Below are 20,102 nucleotides of genomic sequence, written 5' to 3' on the forward strand. Positions count from 1 at the left end.
ATGGTTAACCTCGCGTCGCCACGCTTTCGGCCAGGATCGCCAGCACCAGTTGCTGGAAGTCCAGGCCGGCCGCGCGGGCCGCCATGGGCACCAGGCTATGGTCAGTCATGCCGGGTGCGGTGTTGACTTCGAGCAGCCAGAACCGGCCCTGCTCGTCCTGCATCACGTCCAGCCGGCCCCAGCCTTCGATGCCGATGGCATCGCAGGCGCGCGCGGTCAGGTCGATCAGTTCCTGCTCCTTGGCACTGTCCAGGCCGCACGGGATGCGGTACTGGGTGTCATTGGCGATGTACTTGGCGTCGTAGTCGTAGAACACGTGCGGAGTACCCAGGGCGATCGGCGGCAGCACCTGGCCACGCAGAACGGCGATGGTGAACTCCGGGCCGTGAATCCATTGCTCGACCAGGACTTGCGAATCGTAACGGGCGGCATCCTTCCAGGCGGCGACCAGCTCTTCCACGCTGTTCACCTTGGCCATGCCGATGCTGGAACCTTCATGGGCCGGTTTGACGATCAACGGGAAGCCCAGTTCCGTACCGGCGGCAACACAATCGCGTTCGCTGGCCAGCACCGCGTGGCGCGGGGTCGGAATACCCAGGCTCTGCCACACCTGCTTGGTGCGCAGTTTGTCCATGGCCAGCGCCGAAGCGAGGATACCGCTGCCGGTGTAGGGGATGCCCAGGCATTCGAGCAGGCCCTGCATGCTGCCGTCCTCACCGCCACGGCCGTGGAGGATGATGAAGGCACGGTCGATCTTCTCGCTCTGCAGACGCGCCAGCAGGTCGTCACCGACATCGATGCCGACCACGTCGACACCGGCCGTGGTCAATGCGTCGATCACCGCAGCACCGGACTTCAGCGACACTTCACGCTCGGCGCTCTTGCCGCCGTACAGCACGGCCACGCGGCCGAATGCATTCACGTCCAGAGTCGAGTGCAGTTGTTCGTAAGCGCTGGTCATTTCGACTTCTCCTGCTTGGCGCCAGCGAACAGCGGGCTTTTCATCAGTTGCGGGGCCAGGCCGCCGACGTCACCGGCACCCTGGCAGATCAGGATGTCGCCGGCGCGCAGCAGCGGCTTGACCAGCGGCGCCAGCTCGGCACCACGTTCGATGTAGATCGGGTCCAGCTTGCCGCGCTGGCGGATGCTGTGGCACAGCTGGCGGCTGTCGGCACCGGGGATCGGCTCTTCGCCGGCCGGGTACACCTCCATCAGCAGCAGCACGTTGGCATCGCCCAGCACCTGGACGAAATCGTCGTACAGGTCGCGGGTACGGCTATAGCGGTGCGGCTGGTAGACGATCACCAGACGGCGGCTTGGCCAGCCACCGCGCACGGCCTTGATCACCGCGGCCACTTCGGTCGGGTGGTGACCGTAGTCGTCGACCAGCATCACGCTGCCGCCGTCGACAGGCAGTTCGCCGTAAACCTGGAAGCGTCGGCCAACGCCCTGGAAACCGGACAGGCCCTGGACGATGGCTTCGTCGCTGATGCCTTCGTCAGTGGCGATGGCGATGGTGGCCAAGGCGTTGAGCACGTTGTGGTTGCCGGGCATGTTCACCGACACCTCAAGCGGCTCGCGGTCGCGGCGCAGCACGGTGAAGTGGGTCTGCATGCCTTGCTGGCGCACATTGATGGCACGGATGTCGGCTTCTTCGCTGAAACCGTAGGTGACGGTCGGGCGCTTGACCTGCGGCAGGATCTCGCGCACGACAGGGTCGTCCAGGCACATCACGGCCAGGCCGTAGAACGGCAGGTTGTGCAGGAACTCGACGAAGGTCTTCTTCAGCTTGTTGAAGTCGCCTTCGTAGGTCGCCATGTGGTCGGCGTCGATGTTGGTGACCACGGCAACCATCGGCTGCAGGTGCAGGAAGCTGGCATCGCTTTCGTCAGCTTCGGCGATCAGGTAACGGCTGGTGCCCAGCTGCGCGTTGGTGCCGGCGGCGGTCAGCCGGCCACCGATGACGAAGGTCGGGTCCAGGCCACCGGCGGCGAACACCGAAGCCAGCAGGCTGGTGGTGGTGGTCTTGCCGTGGGTACCGGCAACCGCCACGCCATGCCGGTAGCGCATCAGCTCGGCGAGCATCTCGGCCCGCGGCACCACCGGGATGCGACGCTCCAGGGCAGTGGCAACTTCCGGGTTGGCCGGGTTGATCGCACTGGACACTACCAGCACGTCGGCATTGGCAGCGTTCTCGGCACGGTGGCCGACGAAGATTTCGGCACCGAACGACTCCAGGCGCTCGGTGACCGGCGACGCCTTTAGGTCGGAACCGGACACCTGGTAGCCCAGGTTCAGCAGCACTTCAGCGATACCGCACATGCCCACACCGCCGATACCGACGAAATGGATGCGGTTGATCCGGCCCATCTTCGGCTGGGGCATGGCTTTCTGGCTTTCAACCATGGGCCACCTCCAGGCAGATATCGACCACGGTGCTGGTTGCAGCAGGTTTGGCCAGGCGCCGTGCGGTGCCAGCCATGGTGTTGAGTTTCTCGGGTTGCATCAGCACCTCGTTCAGGCGTTCAGCGAGTTGCGCTGCGCCAGTTGTCGCTTGTGGCATGAGGAAGGCAGCGCCTTCCCGGGCCAGATATTGGGCATTGTGGGTCTGGTGGTCGTCGATTGCGTGGGGCAAGGGCACCAGCATCGAAGGCAGGCCCGCCGCCGCGAGCTCGCTGACGGTCAGGGCACCGGCCCGGCAGACCACGATATCGGCCCAGCCGTAGGCATGGGCCATGTCCTTGATGAACGGTTCGACCTGGGCCTCGACACCCGCCTCGCGGTAACGCTCGGCAGTGGCCGGCGCGTGGTGCTTGCCGGCCTGGTGAAACACCTCTGGGCGCAGGTTCGCCGGCACTTCGGACAGGGCCTTAGGCAACAATTTGTTCAATGGTTCCGCACCCAGGCTGCCACCCATCACCAGCAGGCGCGCGCGGCGCTCGGCCAGGGGCGCCCGCTGGGCATCCATGAACAGCTCCGGACGCACCGGGTTGCCGGTGGTACGCAGCTTGTCGCTGGCATCGAAGGTCGCCGGGAAGGCTTCGCAGACACGCGCAGCCAGCGGCAGCAGCAGCCGGTTGGTGGTGCCGGCGCGGGCGTTCTGCTCGTGGATCACCAACGGCACGCCGCACAGCCGTGCGGCAACGCCGCCCGGGCCGGTTACATAGCCGCCGAAGCCGACCACGCACACGGGCTTGAGCTCGCGCACGATACGGCGTGCCTGGAGCACCGCCTTGACCAGGGTGAACGGCGCCTTGAGCAACGAGAGCTTGCCCTTGCCGCGCAGGCCGCTGACCTGGATCAGGTGCAAGGGCAGACCAGCTTGCGGCACCAGCTCGTTCTCGATACCGCGCGGGGTGCCCAGCCAGTGCACGGTATAACCGCGCGCCTGGAATTCACGGGCACAGGCCAGGGCCGGGAACACGTGCCCCCCAGTACCACCGGCCATGATCAGTACGTTCTTGCCGTCAGCGGCCATGACTGGTCTCCTCGGCAAAATCGCTCTCTTTGAATTCGTGTTCCTCGCTGCCCAGGTGCGTGCGACTCTCCCATTCGATGCGCAGCAACAGCCCCACACAGGCACAGCAGATCACCAGCGATGAACCGCCGTAGCTGAGGAACGGCAGGGTCAGCCCCTTGGTCGGCAGCAGGCCGACGTTCACGCCGATGTTGATCAGGAACTGGCCGATCCACAGGAACGACAGGCCGAATGCCATGTAGGCAGCGAAGAACTGCTTGGCCTTCTCCGCCCACAGGCCGATGTACAAGGCGCGGATGGTGACGAACACGAACAGCGCGATGGTCACCAGCGAACCGACCACGCCCAGCTCTTCGGCCAGCACCGAGAACACGAAGTCGGTGTGCGCTTCGGGCAGGTAGAACTGCTTCTGCACGCTATTGCCCAGCCCAACGCCCAGCCACTCGCCACGGCCAAAGGCGATCAACGCCTGGGTCAGCTGGTAGCCGGAGCCGAACTGGTCGGACCACGGGTCGGTGAAGGTAATCAGACGGGCCATCCGGTAAGGCTGCGCCTGCACCAGCACGAACACCGCGACCACCGCCAGCACCACCATCAGGCTGAAGCGGAACAGCCCCACCCCGCCGAGGAACAGCATGGCGGCAGCGGCCCCCATCATTACCACGGTGGCGCCGAAGTCCGGCTCCATCAGCAGCAGGGCGGCCATCGGCAACAGCACGATGAACGGCTTGAAGAAGCCCATCCAGGTTTCGCGCACCTCGGTCTGCCGACGTACCAGGTAACCGGCCAGGTAGATGACCACGAAGACCTTGGCGATTTCCGAAGGCTGGACGTTGAAGAAGCTGAAGCCGATCCAGCGCATCGAACCGTTCACTTCGCGCCCGATCCCCGGCACCAGCACCAGCACCAGCAGGCCGAAGGCACCGATCAGCATCATGAAGCCCATGCGCTGCCAGGTGGCGATCGGCACCATCATGGTTGCGCCACAGGCGACCAGGCCAAGGAACACGTACACCAGGTGGCGGAACATGTGATACAGCGGGTTGCCGGACTGCACCGCGGCCACTTCCGAGGATGCCGAGGTGATCATCACCAGGCCCAGGCCGAGCAGCGCCAGGCAACCGGCCAGCATGGCGAAGTCGAGGTCGATGCCACGGCCACTGATCAGCGGCGACGGGTACGGCTTGAGGATGCCGAAGATCATGCCAGCCCTCCCGCCGCCTGGGCGAACAGCCGCCCGCGTTCTTCAAAGTTCTTGAACATGTCGAGGCTGGCGCAGGCCGGCGACAGCAGCACCGCATCGCCCGCCACGGCCAGCTCGGCGCATCGCTGCACGGCGTCGTCCAGGGTCTTGACCCGTACCAGCGGCACGTCATCGCCCAGGGCCTCGGCCAGGCGTTCGGCATCACGGCCGAGCAGCACCACGGCGCGGCAGAAGCGTTTGACCGGCTCGCGCAGGGCAGCGAAATCGGCGCCCTTGCCGTCGCCACCGGCGATCAGCACCAGCTTGCCGTCTATGTCCGCCCCCAGGCCTTCGATCGCCGCCAGTGCGGCGCCGACGTTGGTGGCCTTGGAATCGTCGTACCAGTTGACGGCGTTGCGCTCACGGATCCACTGGCAGCGATGCGCCAGGCCCTTGAACTCACGCAGCGCTTCGAGCATCGGCGCGAACGGCAGGCCGGCGGCATGGCCGAGGGCCAGGGCCGCCAGGGCGTTGCTCTGGTTGTGGGCACCACGAATCTTCAGCTCACGCACCGGCATCAGCGTCTGGAATTCGTACGCCAGGTACTTCTCACCGTCGACTTCACGCAGGCCGAAAGCCTTGAAGTCCGGCTGGTTGAGGCCAAAGGTGAAGCACGGGCGACCTTCCACCGGCAATGGCCGGCTCAAGGCATCCTGGCGGTTGACCACCACCTGGCGGGCACCGCGGAAGATCCGGTGCTTGGCCAGGTGGTAGGCCGGCAGGCCGCTGTAGCGGTCCATGTGGTCTTCGCTGATGTTCAGCACGGTGGCGACTTCGGCGTTGAGCTGGTCGGTGGTTTCCAGCTGGAAGCTGGACAGCTCCAGCACATACAGCTCGACGTCGTCGCTCAGCAGATCCAGCGCCGGGGTGCCCAGGTTGCCACCCACGGCCACGCGCTTGCCGGCCTTGGCGGCCATTTCGCCGACCAGGGTGGTGACGGTGCTTTTCGCGTTGGAGCCGCTGATCGCCACGATCGGTGCCTTGGCATGGCGGGCGAACAGTTCGATGTCACCGGACAGTTGCACGCCACGCGCCGCCGCCTGCTGCAAGGCCGGAGTGGCCAGGGCCAGGCCCGGGCTCACGTACAGCTCGTTGGCGCGGCACAGGAAGTCCACGTCCAGCTCGCCACAGCGCACTTCCACCTGCGGGTAATCACGGCGCAGGGTTTCCAGTTCCGGCGGTTGCTCGCGGGTGTCGGCGACCGCAAAGGCAATGCCCCGGTTCGCCAGGAAGCGAACCAGGGACATGCCGCTCTTGCCGAGGCCGACAACGATGCGGAATTGGTCGGAAGCGATCAATGACACGCTTTTCTACCTCAGTTTCAGGGTTGCCAGGCCGATCAGTACCAGAATCACGGTGATGATCCAGAAGCGGACGATCACGCGTGGCTCAGGCCAGCCCTTGAGTTCAAAGTGGTGGTGAATCGGCGCCATGCGGAACACGCGCTTGCCGGTGAGCTTGAACGAGGCGACCTGGATCACCACCGACAGGGTTTCCATCACGAAGATGCCGCCCATGATGAACAGCACGATTTCCTGGCGCACGATCACGGCGATGGTGCCCAGGGCGGCGCCCAGCGCCAGCGCGCCGACGTCACCCATGAACACCTGGGCCGGATAGGTGTTGAACCACAGGAAGCCCAGGCCGGCACCGATCAGCGCGCCGCAGAACACGATCAGCTCACCCGAGCCCGGCACGTAAGGGATCAGCAGGTATTCGGCGAACTTCACGTTACCCGACAGGTAGCAGAAGATACCCAGCGCTCCGCCGACCATCACGGTTGGCATGATCGCCAGGCCATCGAGGCCGTCGGTCAGGTTGACCGCGTTACTGGAGCCGACGATGACGAAATAGGTCAGGACTATGAAGCCGATACCCAGCGGGATGGTGACGTCCTTGAGGAACGGCACGATCAGGGTGGTTTCGACGCTGGTCGGTGCGGTCATGTACAGGAACACGGCCGCGCCCAGGCCGAACACCGACTGCCAGAAGTACTTCCAGCGGCTCGGCAGGCCCCGAGAGTTCTTTTCGATCACCTTGCGGTAGTCGTCGACCCAGCCGATGGCCCCGAACAGCAGGGTGACGATCAGCACGGTCCAGACGTAGCGGTTGGACAGGTCGGCCCACAGCAGTGTGCTGACGCCAATGGCAGACAGGATCAGTGCGCCACCCATGGTCGGGGTGCCGGACTTGGACAGGTGCGATTGCGGGCCGTCGTTACGCACGGCCTGACCAATCTGGCGAATCTGCAGGGTACGGATCATCCACGGCCCCAGCCACAGCGCCAGCGACAACGCGGTCAGTACACCCAGAATCCCGCGCAGGGACAGGTACTGGAAGACCGCGAAGCCCTTGTGGAACTGTTGCAGATACTCGGCCAACAGCAGCAGCATTAATGTTTCTCCCCGCTGGCACCGCACAGTGCAGCCACGACGTTTTCCATCGCAGCGCTGCGCGATCCCTTGATCAAGATAGTGGTGTCGCTGGCAGTCTCGCCGCGAACGGCGTCGATCAGCTCAGCTTGAGTAGCGAAATGACGGCCATTGGCGCCGAACGCCTTGACCGCATGAATCATGTTGGAACCCGTTGCATACACGGCGTCAACCTTGCCACGTGCGTAGTCACCCACCTGCCGGTGGCCTTCTTCCGCCCACTGGCCCAGTTCGCCGATATCTCCAAGCACCAGAACGGTGCGCCCGGAAAAGCCGGCGAGTATATCAATGGCCGCACACATGGAGGTGGGATTTGCGTTGTAGCTGTCGTCGATAACCCGCACACCACTCGGGGCGATTTGCGCCACGGTGCGGCCCTTGACCGGTTGCACGGCGTTGAGGCCGGCGGCGATGCCACTCAGGCTCAGACCAACGGCATGGGCAGCGGCGGCAGCGGCCAGGGCGTTGCTGACGTTGTGGGTGCCCAGCAGGTTCAGTTGCACCGGCACACTGCCATCAGGGCCGTGCAGGGTGAAGGATGGGCAGCCACGGGCATCACGGCCAATGTCGCTGGCATGGAAGTCGGCCTGCGGGTTGTCCAGGGCAAAGCTGAAGATGCGGTGTTTGCCAGCGCGCTTGCGCCAGATCTCGAACGCCTTGTCGGCCAGGTTGAGGATGGCGGTGCCGCCCTCGCCCAGGCCTTCGAGGATCTCGCCCTTGGCTTCGACGATCTTCTCCGGGCCTCCGAACTCGCCCACATGGGCGGTGCCGGCGTTATTGATGATCACCACCTGAGGCCGGGTGAGGCCGACGGTGTAGCGGATCTCGCCGATGCGCGAGGCGCCCAGCTCGATCACCGCAGCGCTGTGCTCCGGGGCGATTTCCAGCAAGGTCAGCGGAGCACCGAGGTCATTGTTCAGGTTGCCGCGGGTGGCATGCACCAGGCCACGGGTGCGCAGGATGCTGGCAAGCATCTCCTTGACCGTGGTCTTGCCGCTGGAACCGGTGATGGCGACCACTGGCTTGTCGAAGGCGGCGCGGTTCAGCGCACCCAGCTGGCCCAGTGCGACACGGCAGTCGGCGACCAGCAGTTGCGGCAGATCGACATCGGCGATTTCACGCTCGACCAGCGCAGCAACGGCACCCTTGGCCTTCACGTCGGTGAGGTAGTCATGGCCATCGAAGCGCGGCCCGGTCAGCGCAACGAACAACTGACCGGCGGTGACGCTGCGGCTGTCGATGCTGACCCCGCTGAAGCTGGCGTCGGCGTTGACCAGGCGCGCATTCAAGGCGCCGGTCAGTTGGCTGAGGGTCATGGGCTTAAGCATGTGGAGCCTCCCAGGCTGCAAGTGCCTTGTCGGCTTCGATCAGGTCGGAGAAGGCATGGCGCTCGCCATGGATCTCCTGGTAGTCCTCGTGCCCCTTGCCGGCCAGGACGATCACGTCGTCAGCCGCTGCGGTGGCGATCAGGTGGGCAATGGCCTCGCCGCGGCCAGCGACGAACTCGACGTCGCCAGGCTTGGCGAAACCGGGGCGAATGTCGTCGAAGATACGCAGCGGGTCTTCGGTACGCGGGTTGTCGTCGGTAACCAGCACGCGGTCGGCCAGGCGCTCGGCCACTTCGGCCATCAGCGGGCGCTTGCCGCGATCGCGGTCGCCACCGCAGCCGAACAGGCACAGCAGCTTGCCGTGGGCATGTGGGCGCAGGGCTTCGAGGACTTTTTCCAGCGCGTCGGGGGTATGGGCGTAATCGACCACCACCAGCGGCTTGGCACCACCACCCAGGCGCTGCATGCGGCCGACCGGGCCCTGCAGCTGCGGGGTGACCTTGAGAATCTCGTCCAGCGAGTAATCCAGCGCCAGCAGCGTGGCCACGGCCGCGAGCATGTTGCTCAGGTTGAAGCGGCCCAGCAGCTGGCTGCGCAGGATGCGTTCGCCCTGGGCAGTGACCAGTGTGGCACGCACGCCACCATCATCGAAATGCGCTTCGCGGCAGAACAGCGAAGCGTCCGGGTTTTCCAGGCTGTAGCTGAGCAGCCGGGTCTCGATATGGTCGACACTCGGGCGGCGGGCAAAATCGTCGGCCAGGCGACGGCCGAAGTCATCATCCAGGTTGACCACCTGGCAACGCAGGCTCGGCCAGGCAAACAGCTTGGCCTTGGCGGCCTCGTAAGCCTCCATGCTGCCGTGATAATCCAGATGATCGCGGGACAGGTTGGTCATGACCGCGATGTCGAATTCCAGCGCAGCGACTCGGCCCTGCTCAAGGGCGTGGGAGGAAACCTCCATGGCCACGGCCTTGGCGCCACCTTTCTTGAGGTCGTTCAGGGTCGACTGCACGGCAATCGGGTCAGGCGTGGTCAGTCGGCCGCTCTGCAGCTCGCCATAGAAGCCGGTGCCAAGTGTACCAATCAGGCCACAGCGCTGGCCCAGCTCATCGAGCGCCTGAGCCACCAGTTGCGTAACGCTGGTCTTGCCGTTGGTGCCGGTGACGCCCACCAGGTTCAGCTGGCGGCTCGGCTCGCCGTAGAAACGCCCGGCAATCTGCGACAGCTGGCCGATCAGCCCCTTCACTGGAATCAGCGGCACATCGGTGATCGGCAGCACGGTGACGCCCTGCTCTTCATAAGCCACGGCCGCAGCGCCACGCGACAGCGCATCGGCAATGTGCTCACGGCCATCAACCTTGGCACCGGGCACAGCCAGGAACAGGTCACCCTGACGCACCTGACGGCTGTCCAGGGTCAGTTCACGGATCAGCGGATCACGGCTGGCATGGGCGAACAGCTTGCTCAAAGGCATCGTCATCATCCACGCCCTCCCTTGGCGGGTACTGCACTGGCCTGCTGCGGGTCACTCGGCGGCGGCAGGTTGTCTGGCGGCACATTCATCAGGCGCAGGGTGCCCGACATGACCTTGCTGAATACGGGGGCCGATACCAGGCCGCCGAAGTAGCCACCCTTGCCCGGCTCGTCGATGACCACGACGATGGCGTAGCGCGGATCGCTCATCGGGCCGAAGCCGGCAAACAGCGAACGGTAGGCGTTTTCGGTGTAACCCTTGGAGCCCACAGTCGCCTTACGTGCGGTACCGGACTTGCCGGCCACGTGGTAGAACGGCACCTGGGCACGGAACACGCCGCGCGGCGCTTCGATCACCTGCTGCAGCATGCCCTGGATGGTTTCGGCGGTTTCCTTCGGAATGGCCTGCACCGCTTCAGGCGCCTTGTCGACCTTGAGGATCGACAGCGGCACCATCTTGCCGTCGTTGGCCAGTGCCGCGTAGGCGTGCACCAACTGCAGGGCGGTGACCGACACACCGTAGCCGTAGGACAGGGTCGCGGTTTCAGCCTTGCGCCACTCGCGGTGGTTGGGCAGGTTGCCGACGCGCTCGCCCGGGAAGCCGAGGCCGGTGTACTGGCCCAGGCCGACCTGGGACATCACCCGGTAAATGGCTTCGCCGCCAATGTCGAAGGCGATCTTGCTCATGCCGACGTTGGAGGAGTTGATCAGGATGCCGGTCAGGTCGAGGATCGGGCCCTCGCTCTTGGACACGTCCTTGATGGTGTAGCGGCCGATCTGCAGGCTGCCCGGATACACCTCGACCTTGTCGGTCGGCTTCCAGCGACCGCTCTGCAGCGCCGCACTCATCGAGATCGGCTTCACCGTCGAGCCCGGCTCGAACACGTCGATGATCGCCCGGTTACGCATCGCGGCCGGGAACATGCTGCGACGGTTGTTAGGGTTGTAGGTCGGCTGGTTGACCATGGCCAGGACTTCACCGGTCTTGACGTCCATGATCACCAGGCTGCCGGCCTTGGCGTCCTGCTCGGCGATGGCGTTGCGCAGTTCACGGGTGGCCAGGTATTGCAGGCGCAGGTCGATCGACAACGCCAAGGTCTTGCCGGCCTTGGCGTTCTTGGTGACCTGGATGTCCTTGATCAACCGGCCACGCCGGTCCTTGATCACCTGCCGCTTGCCGGGCACGCCGGCCAACCATTCATCGTAGGCCAGCTCCACACCTTCGCGACCGTGGTCGTCGAGGTCGGTGAAGCCGACCATGTGCGCGGTCACGTCACCGGCCGGATAGAAACGGCGGAATTCTTCCAGGCCGTACACGCCCGGCACTTTCAGATCGAGCACGTGCTGACCCTGCTCCGGGGTCAGGCCGCGGACCAGGTAGATGAATTCTTTGTTGGCTTGCTGGGTCAGGCGCTCGGTCAGCTGCTGGGCGTTCTGCCCAAGGGCAGCGGCCAGCTGCGGCCAGCGGTCCTTGGCCACCTGCATTTCCTTGGGGTTGGCCCACAAGGTGGTGACTGGGGTACTGACGGCCAACGGCTCGCCGTTGCGGTCGGTGATCAGGCCACGGTGCGCGGGAATCGGAATGTGACGCAGGCTGCGGGCATCGCCCTGGCCCTTGAGGAAGTCACGGTCGACAACCTGCAGGTCGATGATGCGCCAGCAGATCGCGCCGACCATCAGCGCCAGCAAACCGATCACCACCCGGAAGCGCCAGGGGTAGAGTGCGCCTTCGAGCTTCATCATGGCGCCACCATCCGTACTTCGTCAGCCGCGGGCACGCGCATCTTCAGCTGTTCGGAGGCCAGGCTCTCGATGCGGCTGGAGGCGGTCCAGGTGCTTTGCTCAAGAATCAGCCGGCCCCACTCGGCCTGAGCCTTGTCACGCTCGTTCAACTCGCCGTACAGGGTATTGAGCAGTTGGCGATTCCAGTGGGCGCTGTAAGACACGGCGATGGCCGAAACGAGCACACCGACGAACAGCAGAAGCATCAGGAAGCTTCCGCCTGGCAGAGGTTTGGCGAATAGCCGGCTCACCGAAGCTTCTCCGCCACACGCATCACGGCGCTGCGCGACCGCGGGTTGGCCTTGAGTTCGGCTTCGGAAGCAAACTGGGCCTTGCCGATCAGCTTGATCTTCGGCTCGAAGACCTTGTGCTGCACTGGCAGGTTGCGTGGCAGGTTGTCAGCCTCGCCCTTGACCAGCTTGCGCATGAACAGTTTGACGATGCGGTCTTCCAGCGAGTGGAAGCTGATGACAGCCAGGCGGCCGCCCACTTCCAGGGCGTCGAGTGCAGCCTCAAGGCCTGTCTCGAGGTCGCCCAGCTCGTTGTTGACGTGGATGCGCAGGCCCTGGAAGGCGCGGGTCGCCGGGTTCTTGCCCTTTTCCCAGGCAGGGTTGGCGACCTTGAGCACTTCAGCCAGGTCGGCGGTACGGGTGAACGGCTGCTTCTCGCGGCGTTCGACCACGGCACGCGCCATGCGCCCGGCGAAGCGCTCTTCGCCGTACTCCTTGAAAACACGGGCAATTTCTTCGACGGGAGCGGTGGCGATGAACTCGGCGGCACTGATGCCCTGGTTCGGGTTCATGCGCATGTCCAACGGGCCATCGTTGAGGAAACTGAAGCCGCGCTCGGGGTCATCCAGCTGCGGCGAGGACACGCCCAGGTCAAGCAGGATGCCACTGACCTTGCCGTGCAGACCACGCGCGACCACTTCCGCGCCCAACTCGGCAAAGCTGCGCTGCACAATGACAAAGCGGCCGTCTTCGGCCGCCAGCGCTTGCCCGGTGGCAATCGCTTGAGGATCTTTGTCGAAGCCCAGCAGCCGCCCTTGCGGCCCGAGCTTGCTGAGGATCAGGCGGCTATGGCCGCCACGCCCGAAGGTGCCGTCCAGATAGCAACCGTCGGCGCGCAGGGCCAATGCCTCGACAGCTTCATCGAGCAGGACGGTGATGTGGTTGAAGCCGCTATCTATGGTCACAGGATCAGGTCACGCAAATCGTCGGGCATGGCGCCCGGTTGTTGAATAGCTGCAAGGTCGGCTGCCGAAACCGCGTTCCAGGCATCCTCATCCCACAGCTGGAATTTGTTCAGTTGCCCCACCAGCATCGCCTTCTTGTCCAGCTTGGCGTACTCACGCAGGCGGGGCGGAACCAGGAAACGCCCACTGCCATCGAGCTCCAGGTCAACCGCATTACCGATCAGCAAACGCTGCAGGCGGCGGTTTTCCTCACGCAACGACGGCAAGGCACGCAACTTGGCTTCAATCTGTTCCCACTCATCGAGGGGATAAACACACAAGCAGGGGTCAACGGCGTCGATGGTCACGATCAGCTGACCATTGCAACGCGAATCGAGCTCGTCACGGTACCGGCTCGGCATTGCGAGACGGCCCTTGGCATCGAGGCTGACGGCGTTGGCTCCGCGGAACACGGCTGTGATTCCCCACAATGTTAGCTTTTTTGTGCCAGAAAACCCACTTCATCCCACTTTCTGCCACTTGCGCACACTATAGGAATCCGCCCGCTGCACCGTCAAGGCACGTTCATAAGGAAAACCCTTACAGGACCGAGATTTAGCGCATTAAAGGAAGGAGGAAGGTGTACCGGAGGATGAAAAAAACGTGAAAAATCAAACCGACTCAAATGAATGCAGTTCGAAGTTAAAGTGATTTATTAAGAGTAAGATCTTTTTGGTATTACCAGATTGGATCTGCTATCGATTCAAGCAGGAGGGGGGGGAGGTGGAGAGTCGATCTGTAAGCCGGGTTTTGTCGAGGACAGTCATTCCTCTACGACGGCCATCACTGGACGCCTCTAGCAACCTACCCGGTTCCGACGCGGGCCACGCCTGATGGAACCCTATTTGGTCTTGCTCCGAGTGGGGTTTACCTAGCCACGAACTGTTGCCAGCCGTGCGGTGCGCTCTTACCGCACCTTTTCACCCTTACCGGCACCGAAGTGCTTAGGCGGTTATTTTCTGTGGCACTTTCCGTAGGCTCGCGCCTCCCAGGCGTTACCTGGCACTCTGCCCTATGGAGCCCGGACTTTCCTCCCCCATCTTTTGCGGAACAAAAGACGGCAGCGACTGTCCGATCGACTCTCCGCCGACAAGGTTAACGGCACGCGCGCCCAAGAACAAGCGATACCGTCAATTATGTCTAATTGCCACTACTGTGCTTTCTGCTTTTCCAAGGCCACCTGATAAAGCAAGTTCTTGCGCACACCGGTGATTTCCGCCGCCAGTGCCGCCGCTCTTTTCAGCGGTAGCTCGGCCAGCAACAGATCCAGTACACGCTGCGCCTCGGCACTGATCGCCTCCTCGCCCTCAGGCGCACTCCAGCCCCCGACCAGCACCACGCACTCACCCCGCTGCTGATTGCTGTCGCCGGCGACGAAAGCGCGTAACTCAGCCAGTGGCAGGCCTTTGAGGGTCTCGAAGGTTTTGGTCAGCTCACGCGCCAGCAACGCCGGGCGCTCACCCCCGAACACCCGCTCCATGTCCTCGAGGCATTCGAGGATGCGGTGTGGCGCCTCGTAGAAGATCAGCGTGCGCGGCTCCTCCTTGACTTGCTCCAGGCGCGCCCGACGACCGGCAGCCTTGGCCGGCAGGAAGCCTTCGAAGATGAAGCGGTCAGAAGGCAGGCCGGCAGCCGATAGCGCGGCAATCAAAGCGCAGGCGCCTGGCACTGGCACCACGCTGACGCCTGCGGCCCGGGCCTGGCGCACCAGGTGGTAGCCTGGGTCGGAAATCAGCGGTGTACCAGCATCGGACACCAGCGCCACATCCTCACCCGCCAGCAACTTGGTGATGAAGCGCCCGCCTTCGTCGCGTTCGTTGTGCTCATGGCAGGCCGCCAGCGGCGTATCGATGCCGAAGTGCTGCAGCAGACGAACCGAATGCCGGGTGTCCTCGGCGGCGATCAGGGCGACATCGGCCAGCACCTTGAGCGCCCGGGCGCTCATGTCGTCAAGGTTGCCGATGGGGGTCGCGACCACATAAAGCGTCCCCATGGTGGATTTCGAAGTCCCGGCCACATCAGTCACTGCACACACCCTGCCTTTCGGATCAAAGGCGCCATTGTAGCCCGAGCGCCGGTAACAGGGCGCAAAGAACTTCATCAGCAGCCATCGGCGAGCCGCCTATAGTGAAGGTTCTGCTAACGGCAGATCGCGCCCCGGCCGCCGCTTGGGTACAATTGCCGGCCAACTTGATCGAGTAACAGGACCTTTACATGATCGCTTGCCTGCGGCTGTTCACAGCCCTCTGCCTCGCTGCTCTGCTGGCAGCCTGCGCCAGCTCGCCCTCATCCAGCCTGGGCGAACTGCCACGCACCCCGGACGCCAGCATCGAGCAACTGCTCGAGAAGGCCGCCACCAGCAAGTCCGCCGAAGACGCTGCCCTGCTGCGCCTGAGCGCCGCCGACCTGGCCTACAAGCAGAAGGACTTCCCACGCGCCGCACGCATCCTCGAGCAGGTGCCGATGGACACGCTCAAGCCGGCCCAGCAAATCTTCGCTGCCACCCTCGGCGCCGAACTGGCAATGAGCCGCAACCAGCCCAAGGCCGCCCTGACTGCCTTGTCTCACCCGAGCCTGCAGCACATCGCTGAACTGCCAGAGCAACAGCAGATGCGCACCTACAGCGTCCACGCCGCCGCCCTCGAGGCCGACGGCCAGGCCCTGGCCGCCGCCCAGCAACGCGTGCTGCTGAGCCCGCTGCTCAGCGGCCAGGCCGCCAGCGCGAACAATGACGCCATCTGGGCCCTGGTCGCTTCGCTGCCGGCCGAACAGCTGCAGCAACCTGCCAACAACGAAATCCTGGCCGGCTGGACCAGCCTGGCGCTGGCGGTGAAAAGCGCTGGCACCCTGGAGCAGCAGCAGGCCGCCATCGAAGCCTGGCGCAAGCAGCACCCTGACCACCCAGCCGCCAAGCAACTGCCGCTGGCCCTGACCAAGCTCAAGGAACTGGCCAGCCAGCCGCTGACCAAGATCGCCCTGCTGCTGCCTCAGGAAGGCCCGCTGGCCGGCGTTGCCCGCGCCCTGCGTGACGGCTTCATGGCTGCCCACTTCCAGGCCCAGCAGGCTGGCGGGCAAGCGCCGGCCGTGCAGGTCTATGACAGCTCGCGCATCGGTTCGCTCGACGATTTCTATCGCCAGGCCCAGGCCGACGGCGTACAGCTGGTGGTCGGCCCACTGGAAAAGCCGCTGGTGAAAAAGCTCGCGGCCAATGCGCAACTGCCTATCACCACCCTCGCCCTGAACTACGCCGACGCCGGCCAGAAGGCACCACCGCAGCTGTTCCAGTTCGGCCTCGCCGCCGAGGACGAAGCCCGCGAAGTGGCACGCCGCGCCCGCGCCGACGGCATGGTCCGCGCTGTGGCCCTGGTACCGAGCGGTGAGTGGGGCGACCGCGTGCTGGCCGCCTTCCGCCAGGACTGGGAAGGCAATGGCGGCACCATCATCGCTGCCGAGCGCATCGCCCAACCCGTCGCCCTGGCCCAGCAGATCGCCAACCTGTTCCAGCTGCGCCAGAGCGAAGGCCGCGCCCAAAGCCTGCAAAGCACCGTGGGCGGCAACATCGCGGCACAACCGTCGCGCCGCCAGGACATCGATTTCATCTTCCTCGCCTCGACCCCACAGCAGGCGCAACAGATCAAACCGACCCTGAACTTCCAGTACGCCGGTGATGTACCGGTCTACGCCACCTCGAACCTGTATAGCGCCAGCGGTGACGTCAACCAGTACAACGACATGAACGGCATTCGCTTCTGCGAAACCCCGTGGCTGCTCGACACCAGCAACAGCCTGCGCCAGCAGGTGGTGCAGCAATGGCCACAAGCCGCAGGCAGCCTCGGTCGCCTGTACGCCATGGGCGTCGATGCCTACAGCCTGGCACCTCGCCTGGGCCAGCTCAAGGCACTGCCGGACAACCGCGTGCAAGGTCTGTCGGGCAGCCTGAGCATCAACGCCAACCAGCGCGTCGAGCGCCAGCTGCCGTGGGCCGAGTTCTCTGGCGGCCAGGTCAAGCGCCTGCCGGACACCGCGCACTGATGCCCAAGGCATCGCCGAGCAGCGCCGGCCAGGCGGCAGAAACCCAAGCCCTTGAATACCTTCAAGGGCAAGGCCTGCAACTGCTGACACGCAATTGGCGATGCAAAGGCGGCGAGCTTGATCTGGTCATGCTCGACGCCGATACAGTAGTATTCGTCGAAGTCCGCTATCGGTTGCACGCGGACTTCGGTGGCGCCCTCGGCAGCATTGACGGGCGCAAGCAGAAACGGCTGGTGCTTGCCGCCACCCTGTTCCTGCAGAAGGAGTCCCGCTGGGCCGATCACCCCTGCCGCTTCGACGTTGTCGCCCTGCAGGGCAGCCACCATGCAGGCCGGCCATTTCAATGGCTGAAAAACGCCTTCGAATGCTGAACCCACTCCGTTTTTTTTGCTCTATGTTTCGCGGGCTGGTCCCTGTTGCGCGTCGCGCCGGCCACCGCCCCACTTAAGGTCACCAGATGGACATGCAATCCCGAATTCGCCGGCTGTTCCAGGCCAGCATCGACACCAAGCAACAGGCAATGGACATCCTGGCACCGCACATCGAGCAGGCAAGCCTGGTCATGGTCAATGCGCTGCTCAACGAGGGCAAGATGCTCGCCTGCGGCAACGGCGGCTCGGCCGGCGATGCCCAGCACTTCTCTTCGGAACTGCTCAACCGCTTCGAGCGTGAGCGCCCGAGCCTGCCGGCCATCGCCCTGACCACCGACAGCTCGACGCTGACCTCGATCGCCAACGATTACAGCTACAACGAAATCTTCTCCAAGCAGATCCGTGCCCTGGGCCAGCCCGGCGACGTACTGCTGGCGATTTCGACCAGTGGCAACTCTGCCAACGTGATTCAAGCGATCCAGGCCGCACATGATCGCGAAATGATTGTCGTAGCATTGACCGGACGTGACGGCGGCGGCATGGCTTCGCTGCTGTTGCCCGAAGACGTGGAAATCCGCGTACCGTCGACGGTCACTGCACGTATCCAGGAAGTCCACCTGCTGGCGATCCACTGCCTGTGCGATCTGATCGACAGCCAACTGTTCGGGAGTGAAGAATGACCCCCATACGCCTCGGCCTGATGGCCCTGACCCTGTGCCTGAGCGTCACCGGCTGCAGCTCGGTGCTGACCTCGACCCGCAACTCGCCGATCGAGGATGATCGCGGCACTCGCACCATCGGCAGCAAGATCGACGACTCGCTGATCGAGACCAAGGCCTCGGTCAACATTGCCAAGGCCAGCCCTGACCTGGACAAGAGCTCGCACATCGTTGTCAGCAGCTACAACGGTATCGTCCTGCTCGCCGGGCAAACCCCGCGCGCCGACCTCAAGAGCCTGGCCGAACAGACCGCCAGCCAGGTCCAGCGCGTGAAGAAAGTGCACAACGAGCTGCAGGTGATGCAGCCCTCCTCCATCCTGGCACGCAATAACGACGCCTGGCTGACCACCAAGATCAAGACCCAGATGCTCACCGACAATGCCGTGCCAAGCTCGCGGATCAAGGTGATCACCGAGAACGGCATCGTCTACCTGCTGGGCCTGGTGACTCAGCAAGAGGCCAACTCCGCCACTGCCGTGGTTCAGGGTGTGTCTGGCGTGCAGAAGATCGTCAAGCTGTTCGAGTACATCGACTGATCAAGCCTTGTCCCGTGCCGACCCTTTGCGGGCAAGCCCGCCCACACAGAGGCCGGCACAGGAAACCACCCGCTTCAACCTTCCCGATATCCAGGAAACACCGCATGAAAAAGCTTCTGCTGCCCGCTCTGCTGCTCGGCACCTTCGCCACCCTGGCCGGCTGCTCCACCCCAAGCCTGATCACCCTCAACGACGGCCGCGAAATCCAGGCCGTCGACACCCCGCACTTCGAGAAGGACACCGGCTTCTACGAATTCCAGCAGCTCGACGGCAAGCGCACCCGCATCAACCGCGATCAGGTCCGCACCATCAGCGATCTGTAAGCGCAACGTTGCAGCAAAGAAAAAGGCGATCCATGCGGATCGCCTTTTTTGTTACTTGACCACCTTCAGGCTGGGCCGCCCGCTTGGGCGCGGTGGCTGGCCACCCCCTTCCGGCGGACCATCGTCATCCGGCTCAACGTCTTCGTCTTCAATGTCATCGCCATCCATCATCGGCGACTCCAGCTCGAAGACCATGCCTTGGCCGTTCTCCCGGGCATAGATGCCCAGAATGGCACCAGCCGGCACGAACAGCGAATGGGAGACGCCACTGAAACGCCCCTCGAAGCTGACCGCGTCATTGTCCATGTGCAGATTGCGCACAGCACTCGGCGAGATATTCAGGACGATCTGACCATCACTGGCAAAGCCCTGGGGCACCTGGACCGCCGGGAATTCGGCATTGACCAGCATATGGGGGGTGCAATCGTTGTCGACGATCCACTCGTACAGTGCTCGAACCAGATAGGGGCGACTGGAGTTCATCAACGGCTCCTTAAAGCTTGCGCATTTCACGTTCAACGGAGGACAGGCTCGCCAGGAAAGGCTCGCGGGCGAACTGTCGCTCCATGTAATCCAGCAGCGGCTTGGCCTGCCGGGGCAATTCGATACCCATGACCGGCAAACGCCATAGTATGGGCAATAGACAACAGTCGACCAGGCTTTGCTCCTCGCTCATGAAGCAAGCAAACTCGCCAAACAGCGGCGAGACACCGGTCAGGCTCTCGCGCAGCGCCTTGCGCGCCTCGGTGCGGGCGGCCTCAGCGCTGCGCGGGTCGAGAATGGTATCAGCCAGGGCGCACCAGTCGCGCTGGATGCGGTGCATCAGCAGGCGGCTATTGCCACGCGCCACCGGGTACACGGGCATCAAAGGCGGATGCGGGTAACGCTCCTCAAGGTATTCCATCACCACGGTCGACTCATACAACGCCAGATCACGATCGACCAAGGTCGGCACGCTGCCGTAAGGATTCACCTCTGCCAGCTTGGCTGGCAGCCGCGCAGGATCGACGTCGATGACCTGCACGCTGACGCCCTTCTCGGCAAGCACAAGGCGCACCCGATGAGAATAATGGTCAGCAGGGTCGGAATAGCAGGCTAACCGGTTGGTTGCGCCCATGTAGCGCCTCCTCGCAAGGAATGCTTGTAAAACT

At 64.0% G+C, this 20,102-nt stretch carries 20 protein-coding genes and 1 other RNA gene; 5 read left to right on the top strand and 16 right to left on the bottom strand.

Features of this window, described 5'->3' with window-relative positions:
* Window positions 1-4 precede the first annotated feature (4 nt).
* The 14 genes from OCX61_RS22615 to rsmI form a co-directional block, all read right to left on the bottom strand.
* Complete coding sequence (locus OCX61_RS22615) at window positions 5-961, bottom strand: D-alanine--D-alanine ligase (protein WP_261941466.1); 957 nt, start codon at window positions 959-961, stop codon at window positions 5-7.
* Window positions 958-2,406, bottom strand: coding sequence for a UDP-N-acetylmuramate--L-alanine ligase (murC, locus tag OCX61_RS22620; RefSeq protein ID WP_027917994.1), 1,449 nt, complete (start codon window positions 2,404-2,406; stop codon window positions 958-960). The genes OCX61_RS22615 and murC overlap by 4 nt, the downstream gene beginning before the upstream one ends.
* A complete protein-coding gene (gene murG, locus OCX61_RS22625; protein ID WP_261941467.1) occupies window positions 2,399-3,478 on the bottom strand; it encodes an undecaprenyldiphospho-muramoylpentapeptide beta-N-acetylglucosaminyltransferase in 1,080 nt (359 codons plus the stop codon). Before murG ends, murC begins: the two co-directional genes overlap by 8 nt.
* Entirely contained in the window at window positions 3,468-4,682 is a 1,215-nt protein-coding gene (gene ftsW, locus OCX61_RS22630) for a putative lipid II flippase FtsW (protein WP_409261879.1), read from the bottom strand. Before ftsW ends, murG begins: the two co-directional genes overlap by 11 nt.
* Window positions 4,679-6,025, bottom strand: coding sequence for a UDP-N-acetylmuramoyl-L-alanine--D-glutamate ligase (gene murD, locus OCX61_RS22635; RefSeq protein ID WP_261941468.1), 1,347 nt, complete (start codon window positions 6,023-6,025; stop codon window positions 4,679-4,681). The genes ftsW and murD overlap by 4 nt, the downstream gene beginning before the upstream one ends.
* A gap of 6 nt (window positions 6,026-6,031) precedes the next feature.
* Window positions 6,032-7,114, bottom strand: coding sequence for a phospho-N-acetylmuramoyl-pentapeptide-transferase (gene mraY, locus OCX61_RS22640; protein ID WP_261941469.1), 1,083 nt, complete (start codon window positions 7,112-7,114; stop codon window positions 6,032-6,034).
* Window positions 7,114-8,481: a UDP-N-acetylmuramoyl-tripeptide--D-alanyl-D-alanine ligase gene (locus OCX61_RS22645; protein WP_261941470.1), complete on the bottom strand. Its 1,368-nt coding sequence runs from the start codon at window positions 8,479-8,481 to the stop codon at window positions 7,114-7,116. The genes mraY and OCX61_RS22645 overlap by 1 nt, the downstream gene beginning before the upstream one ends.
* Entirely contained in the window at window positions 8,474-9,964 is a 1,491-nt protein-coding gene (locus tag OCX61_RS22650) for a UDP-N-acetylmuramoyl-L-alanyl-D-glutamate--2,6-diaminopimelate ligase (RefSeq protein ID WP_410011088.1), read from the bottom strand. Before OCX61_RS22650 ends, OCX61_RS22645 begins: the two co-directional genes overlap by 8 nt.
* Window positions 9,961-11,694: a peptidoglycan D,D-transpeptidase FtsI family protein gene (locus OCX61_RS22655; RefSeq protein ID WP_177408517.1), complete on the bottom strand. Its 1,734-nt coding sequence runs from the start codon at window positions 11,692-11,694 to the stop codon at window positions 9,961-9,963. Before OCX61_RS22655 ends, OCX61_RS22650 begins: the two co-directional genes overlap by 4 nt.
* On the bottom strand, window positions 11,694-11,987 hold the full coding sequence (gene ftsL / locus OCX61_RS22660) for a cell division protein FtsL (RefSeq protein WP_261941472.1): 294 nt from the start codon (window positions 11,985-11,987) through the stop codon (window positions 11,694-11,696). The genes OCX61_RS22655 and ftsL overlap by 1 nt, the downstream gene beginning before the upstream one ends.
* Window positions 11,984-12,931: a 16S rRNA (cytosine(1402)-N(4))-methyltransferase RsmH gene (gene rsmH, locus OCX61_RS22665; protein ID WP_409261876.1), complete on the bottom strand. Its 948-nt coding sequence runs from the start codon at window positions 12,929-12,931 to the stop codon at window positions 11,984-11,986. Before rsmH ends, ftsL begins: the two co-directional genes overlap by 4 nt.
* Entirely contained in the window at window positions 12,928-13,383 is a 456-nt protein-coding gene (mraZ, locus tag OCX61_RS22670) for a division/cell wall cluster transcriptional repressor MraZ (RefSeq protein WP_011535546.1), read from the bottom strand. The genes rsmH and mraZ overlap by 4 nt, the downstream gene beginning before the upstream one ends.
* 310 nt (window positions 13,384-13,693) lie before the next feature.
* Window positions 13,694-14,053, bottom strand: an RNA gene (gene rnpB / locus OCX61_RS22675) — RNase P RNA component class A.
* 67 nt (window positions 14,054-14,120) lie between these two features.
* Window positions 14,121-14,963 (bottom strand): 16S rRNA (cytidine(1402)-2'-O)-methyltransferase, encoded by an 843-nt coding sequence (rsmI, locus tag OCX61_RS22680; protein WP_261944354.1) that lies wholly within the window; start codon window positions 14,961-14,963, stop codon window positions 14,121-14,123.
* Between the two features lie 221 nt (window positions 14,964-15,184).
* On the opposite strand from rsmI, the gene OCX61_RS22685 reads away from it, so the two are divergent.
* The 5 genes from OCX61_RS22685 (at window position 15,185) to OCX61_RS22705 (ending at window position 18,951) form a co-directional block, all read left to right on the top strand.
* A complete protein-coding gene (locus OCX61_RS22685) occupies window positions 15,185-17,002 on the top strand; it encodes a penicillin-binding protein activator (protein WP_261941473.1) in 1,818 nt (605 codons plus the stop codon).
* The gene (locus OCX61_RS22690; RefSeq protein WP_261941474.1) at window positions 17,002-17,373 is read left to right on the top strand and encodes a YraN family protein; all 372 of its coding nucleotides are present in this window, start codon (window positions 17,002-17,004) and stop codon (window positions 17,371-17,373) included. Before OCX61_RS22685 ends, OCX61_RS22690 begins: the two co-directional genes overlap by 1 nt.
* Window positions 17,374-17,459: 86 nt before the next feature.
* Window positions 17,460-18,053, top strand: a complete 594-nt coding sequence (locus OCX61_RS22695) for a phosphoheptose isomerase (protein WP_008097558.1) — start codon at window positions 17,460-17,462, stop codon at window positions 18,051-18,053.
* Window positions 18,050-18,628, top strand: a complete 579-nt coding sequence (locus OCX61_RS22700) for a BON domain-containing protein (protein ID WP_085675072.1) — start codon at window positions 18,050-18,052, stop codon at window positions 18,626-18,628. Before OCX61_RS22695 ends, OCX61_RS22700 begins: the two co-directional genes overlap by 4 nt.
* Before the next feature lie 104 nt (window positions 18,629-18,732).
* Window positions 18,733-18,951, top strand: a complete 219-nt coding sequence (locus OCX61_RS22705) for a YgdI/YgdR family lipoprotein (RefSeq protein WP_261941475.1) — start codon at window positions 18,733-18,735, stop codon at window positions 18,949-18,951.
* 51 nt (window positions 18,952-19,002) lie between these two features.
* Here the strand turns inward: OCX61_RS22705 and OCX61_RS22710 are convergent, their stop codons facing one another.
* Window positions 19,003-19,434, bottom strand: a complete 432-nt coding sequence (locus tag OCX61_RS22710) for a ClpXP protease specificity-enhancing factor (protein ID WP_261941476.1) — start codon at window positions 19,432-19,434, stop codon at window positions 19,003-19,005.
* A gap of 10 nt (window positions 19,435-19,444) precedes the next feature.
* Complete coding sequence (locus OCX61_RS22715) at window positions 19,445-20,068, bottom strand: glutathione S-transferase N-terminal domain-containing protein (RefSeq protein ID WP_261941477.1); 624 nt, start codon at window positions 20,066-20,068, stop codon at window positions 19,445-19,447.
* Between the last annotated feature and the right edge of the window lie 34 nt (window positions 20,069-20,102).

The organism is Pseudomonas sp. LRP2-20 (assembly GCF_024349685.1).
Classification (GTDB): Bacteria; Pseudomonadota; Gammaproteobacteria; order Pseudomonadales; family Pseudomonadaceae; genus Aquipseudomonas.

What these genes read in the sequence shown, in the direction of transcription:
- OCX61_RS22705 (WP_261941475.1), top strand. Translation starts at nt 18,733, where the DNA reads ATGAAAAAGCTTCTGCTGCCCGCTCTGCTGCTCGGCACCTTCGCCACC.
- OCX61_RS22700 (WP_085675072.1), top strand. Translation starts at nt 18,050, where the DNA reads ATGACCCCCATACGCCTCGGCCTGATGGCCCTGACCCTGTGCCTGAGC.
- ftsW (WP_409261879.1), bottom strand. Translation starts at nt 4,682, where the DNA reads ATGATCTTCGGCATCCTCAAGCCGTACCCGTCGCCGCTGATCAGTGGC.
- murG (WP_261941467.1), bottom strand. Translation starts at nt 3,478, where the DNA reads ATGGCCGCTGACGGCAAGAACGTACTGATCATGGCCGGTGGTACTGGG.
- OCX61_RS22685 (WP_261941473.1), top strand. Translation starts at nt 15,185, where the DNA reads ATGATCGCTTGCCTGCGGCTGTTCACAGCCCTCTGCCTCGCTGCTCTG.
- OCX61_RS22655 (WP_177408517.1), bottom strand. Translation starts at nt 11,694, where the DNA reads ATGAAGCTCGAAGGCGCACTCTACCCCTGGCGCTTCCGGGTGGTGATC.
- mraY (WP_261941469.1), bottom strand. Translation starts at nt 7,114, where the DNA reads ATGCTGCTGCTGTTGGCCGAGTATCTGCAACAGTTCCACAAGGGCTTC.
- OCX61_RS22690 (WP_261941474.1), top strand. Translation starts at nt 17,002, where the DNA reads ATGCCCAAGGCATCGCCGAGCAGCGCCGGCCAGGCGGCAGAAACCCAA.
- OCX61_RS22710 (WP_261941476.1), bottom strand. Translation starts at nt 19,434, where the DNA reads ATGAACTCCAGTCGCCCCTATCTGGTTCGAGCACTGTACGAGTGGATC.
- OCX61_RS22615 (WP_261941466.1), bottom strand. Translation starts at nt 961, where the DNA reads ATGACCAGCGCTTACGAACAACTGCACTCGACTCTGGACGTGAATGCA.
- OCX61_RS22650 (WP_410011088.1), bottom strand. Translation starts at nt 9,964, where the DNA reads ATGATGACGATGCCTTTGAGCAAGCTGTTCGCCCATGCCAGCCGTGAT.
- OCX61_RS22715 (WP_261941477.1), bottom strand. Translation starts at nt 20,068, where the DNA reads ATGGGCGCAACCAACCGGTTAGCCTGCTATTCCGACCCTGCTGACCAT.
- OCX61_RS22645 (WP_261941470.1), bottom strand. Translation starts at nt 8,481, where the DNA reads ATGCTTAAGCCCATGACCCTCAGCCAACTGACCGGCGCCTTGAATGCG.
- murC (WP_027917994.1), bottom strand. Translation starts at nt 2,406, where the DNA reads ATGGTTGAAAGCCAGAAAGCCATGCCCCAGCCGAAGATGGGCCGGATC.
- OCX61_RS22695 (WP_008097558.1), top strand. Translation starts at nt 17,460, where the DNA reads ATGGACATGCAATCCCGAATTCGCCGGCTGTTCCAGGCCAGCATCGAC.
- rsmI (WP_261944354.1), bottom strand. Translation starts at nt 14,963, where the DNA reads ATGGGGACGCTTTATGTGGTCGCGACCCCCATCGGCAACCTTGACGAC.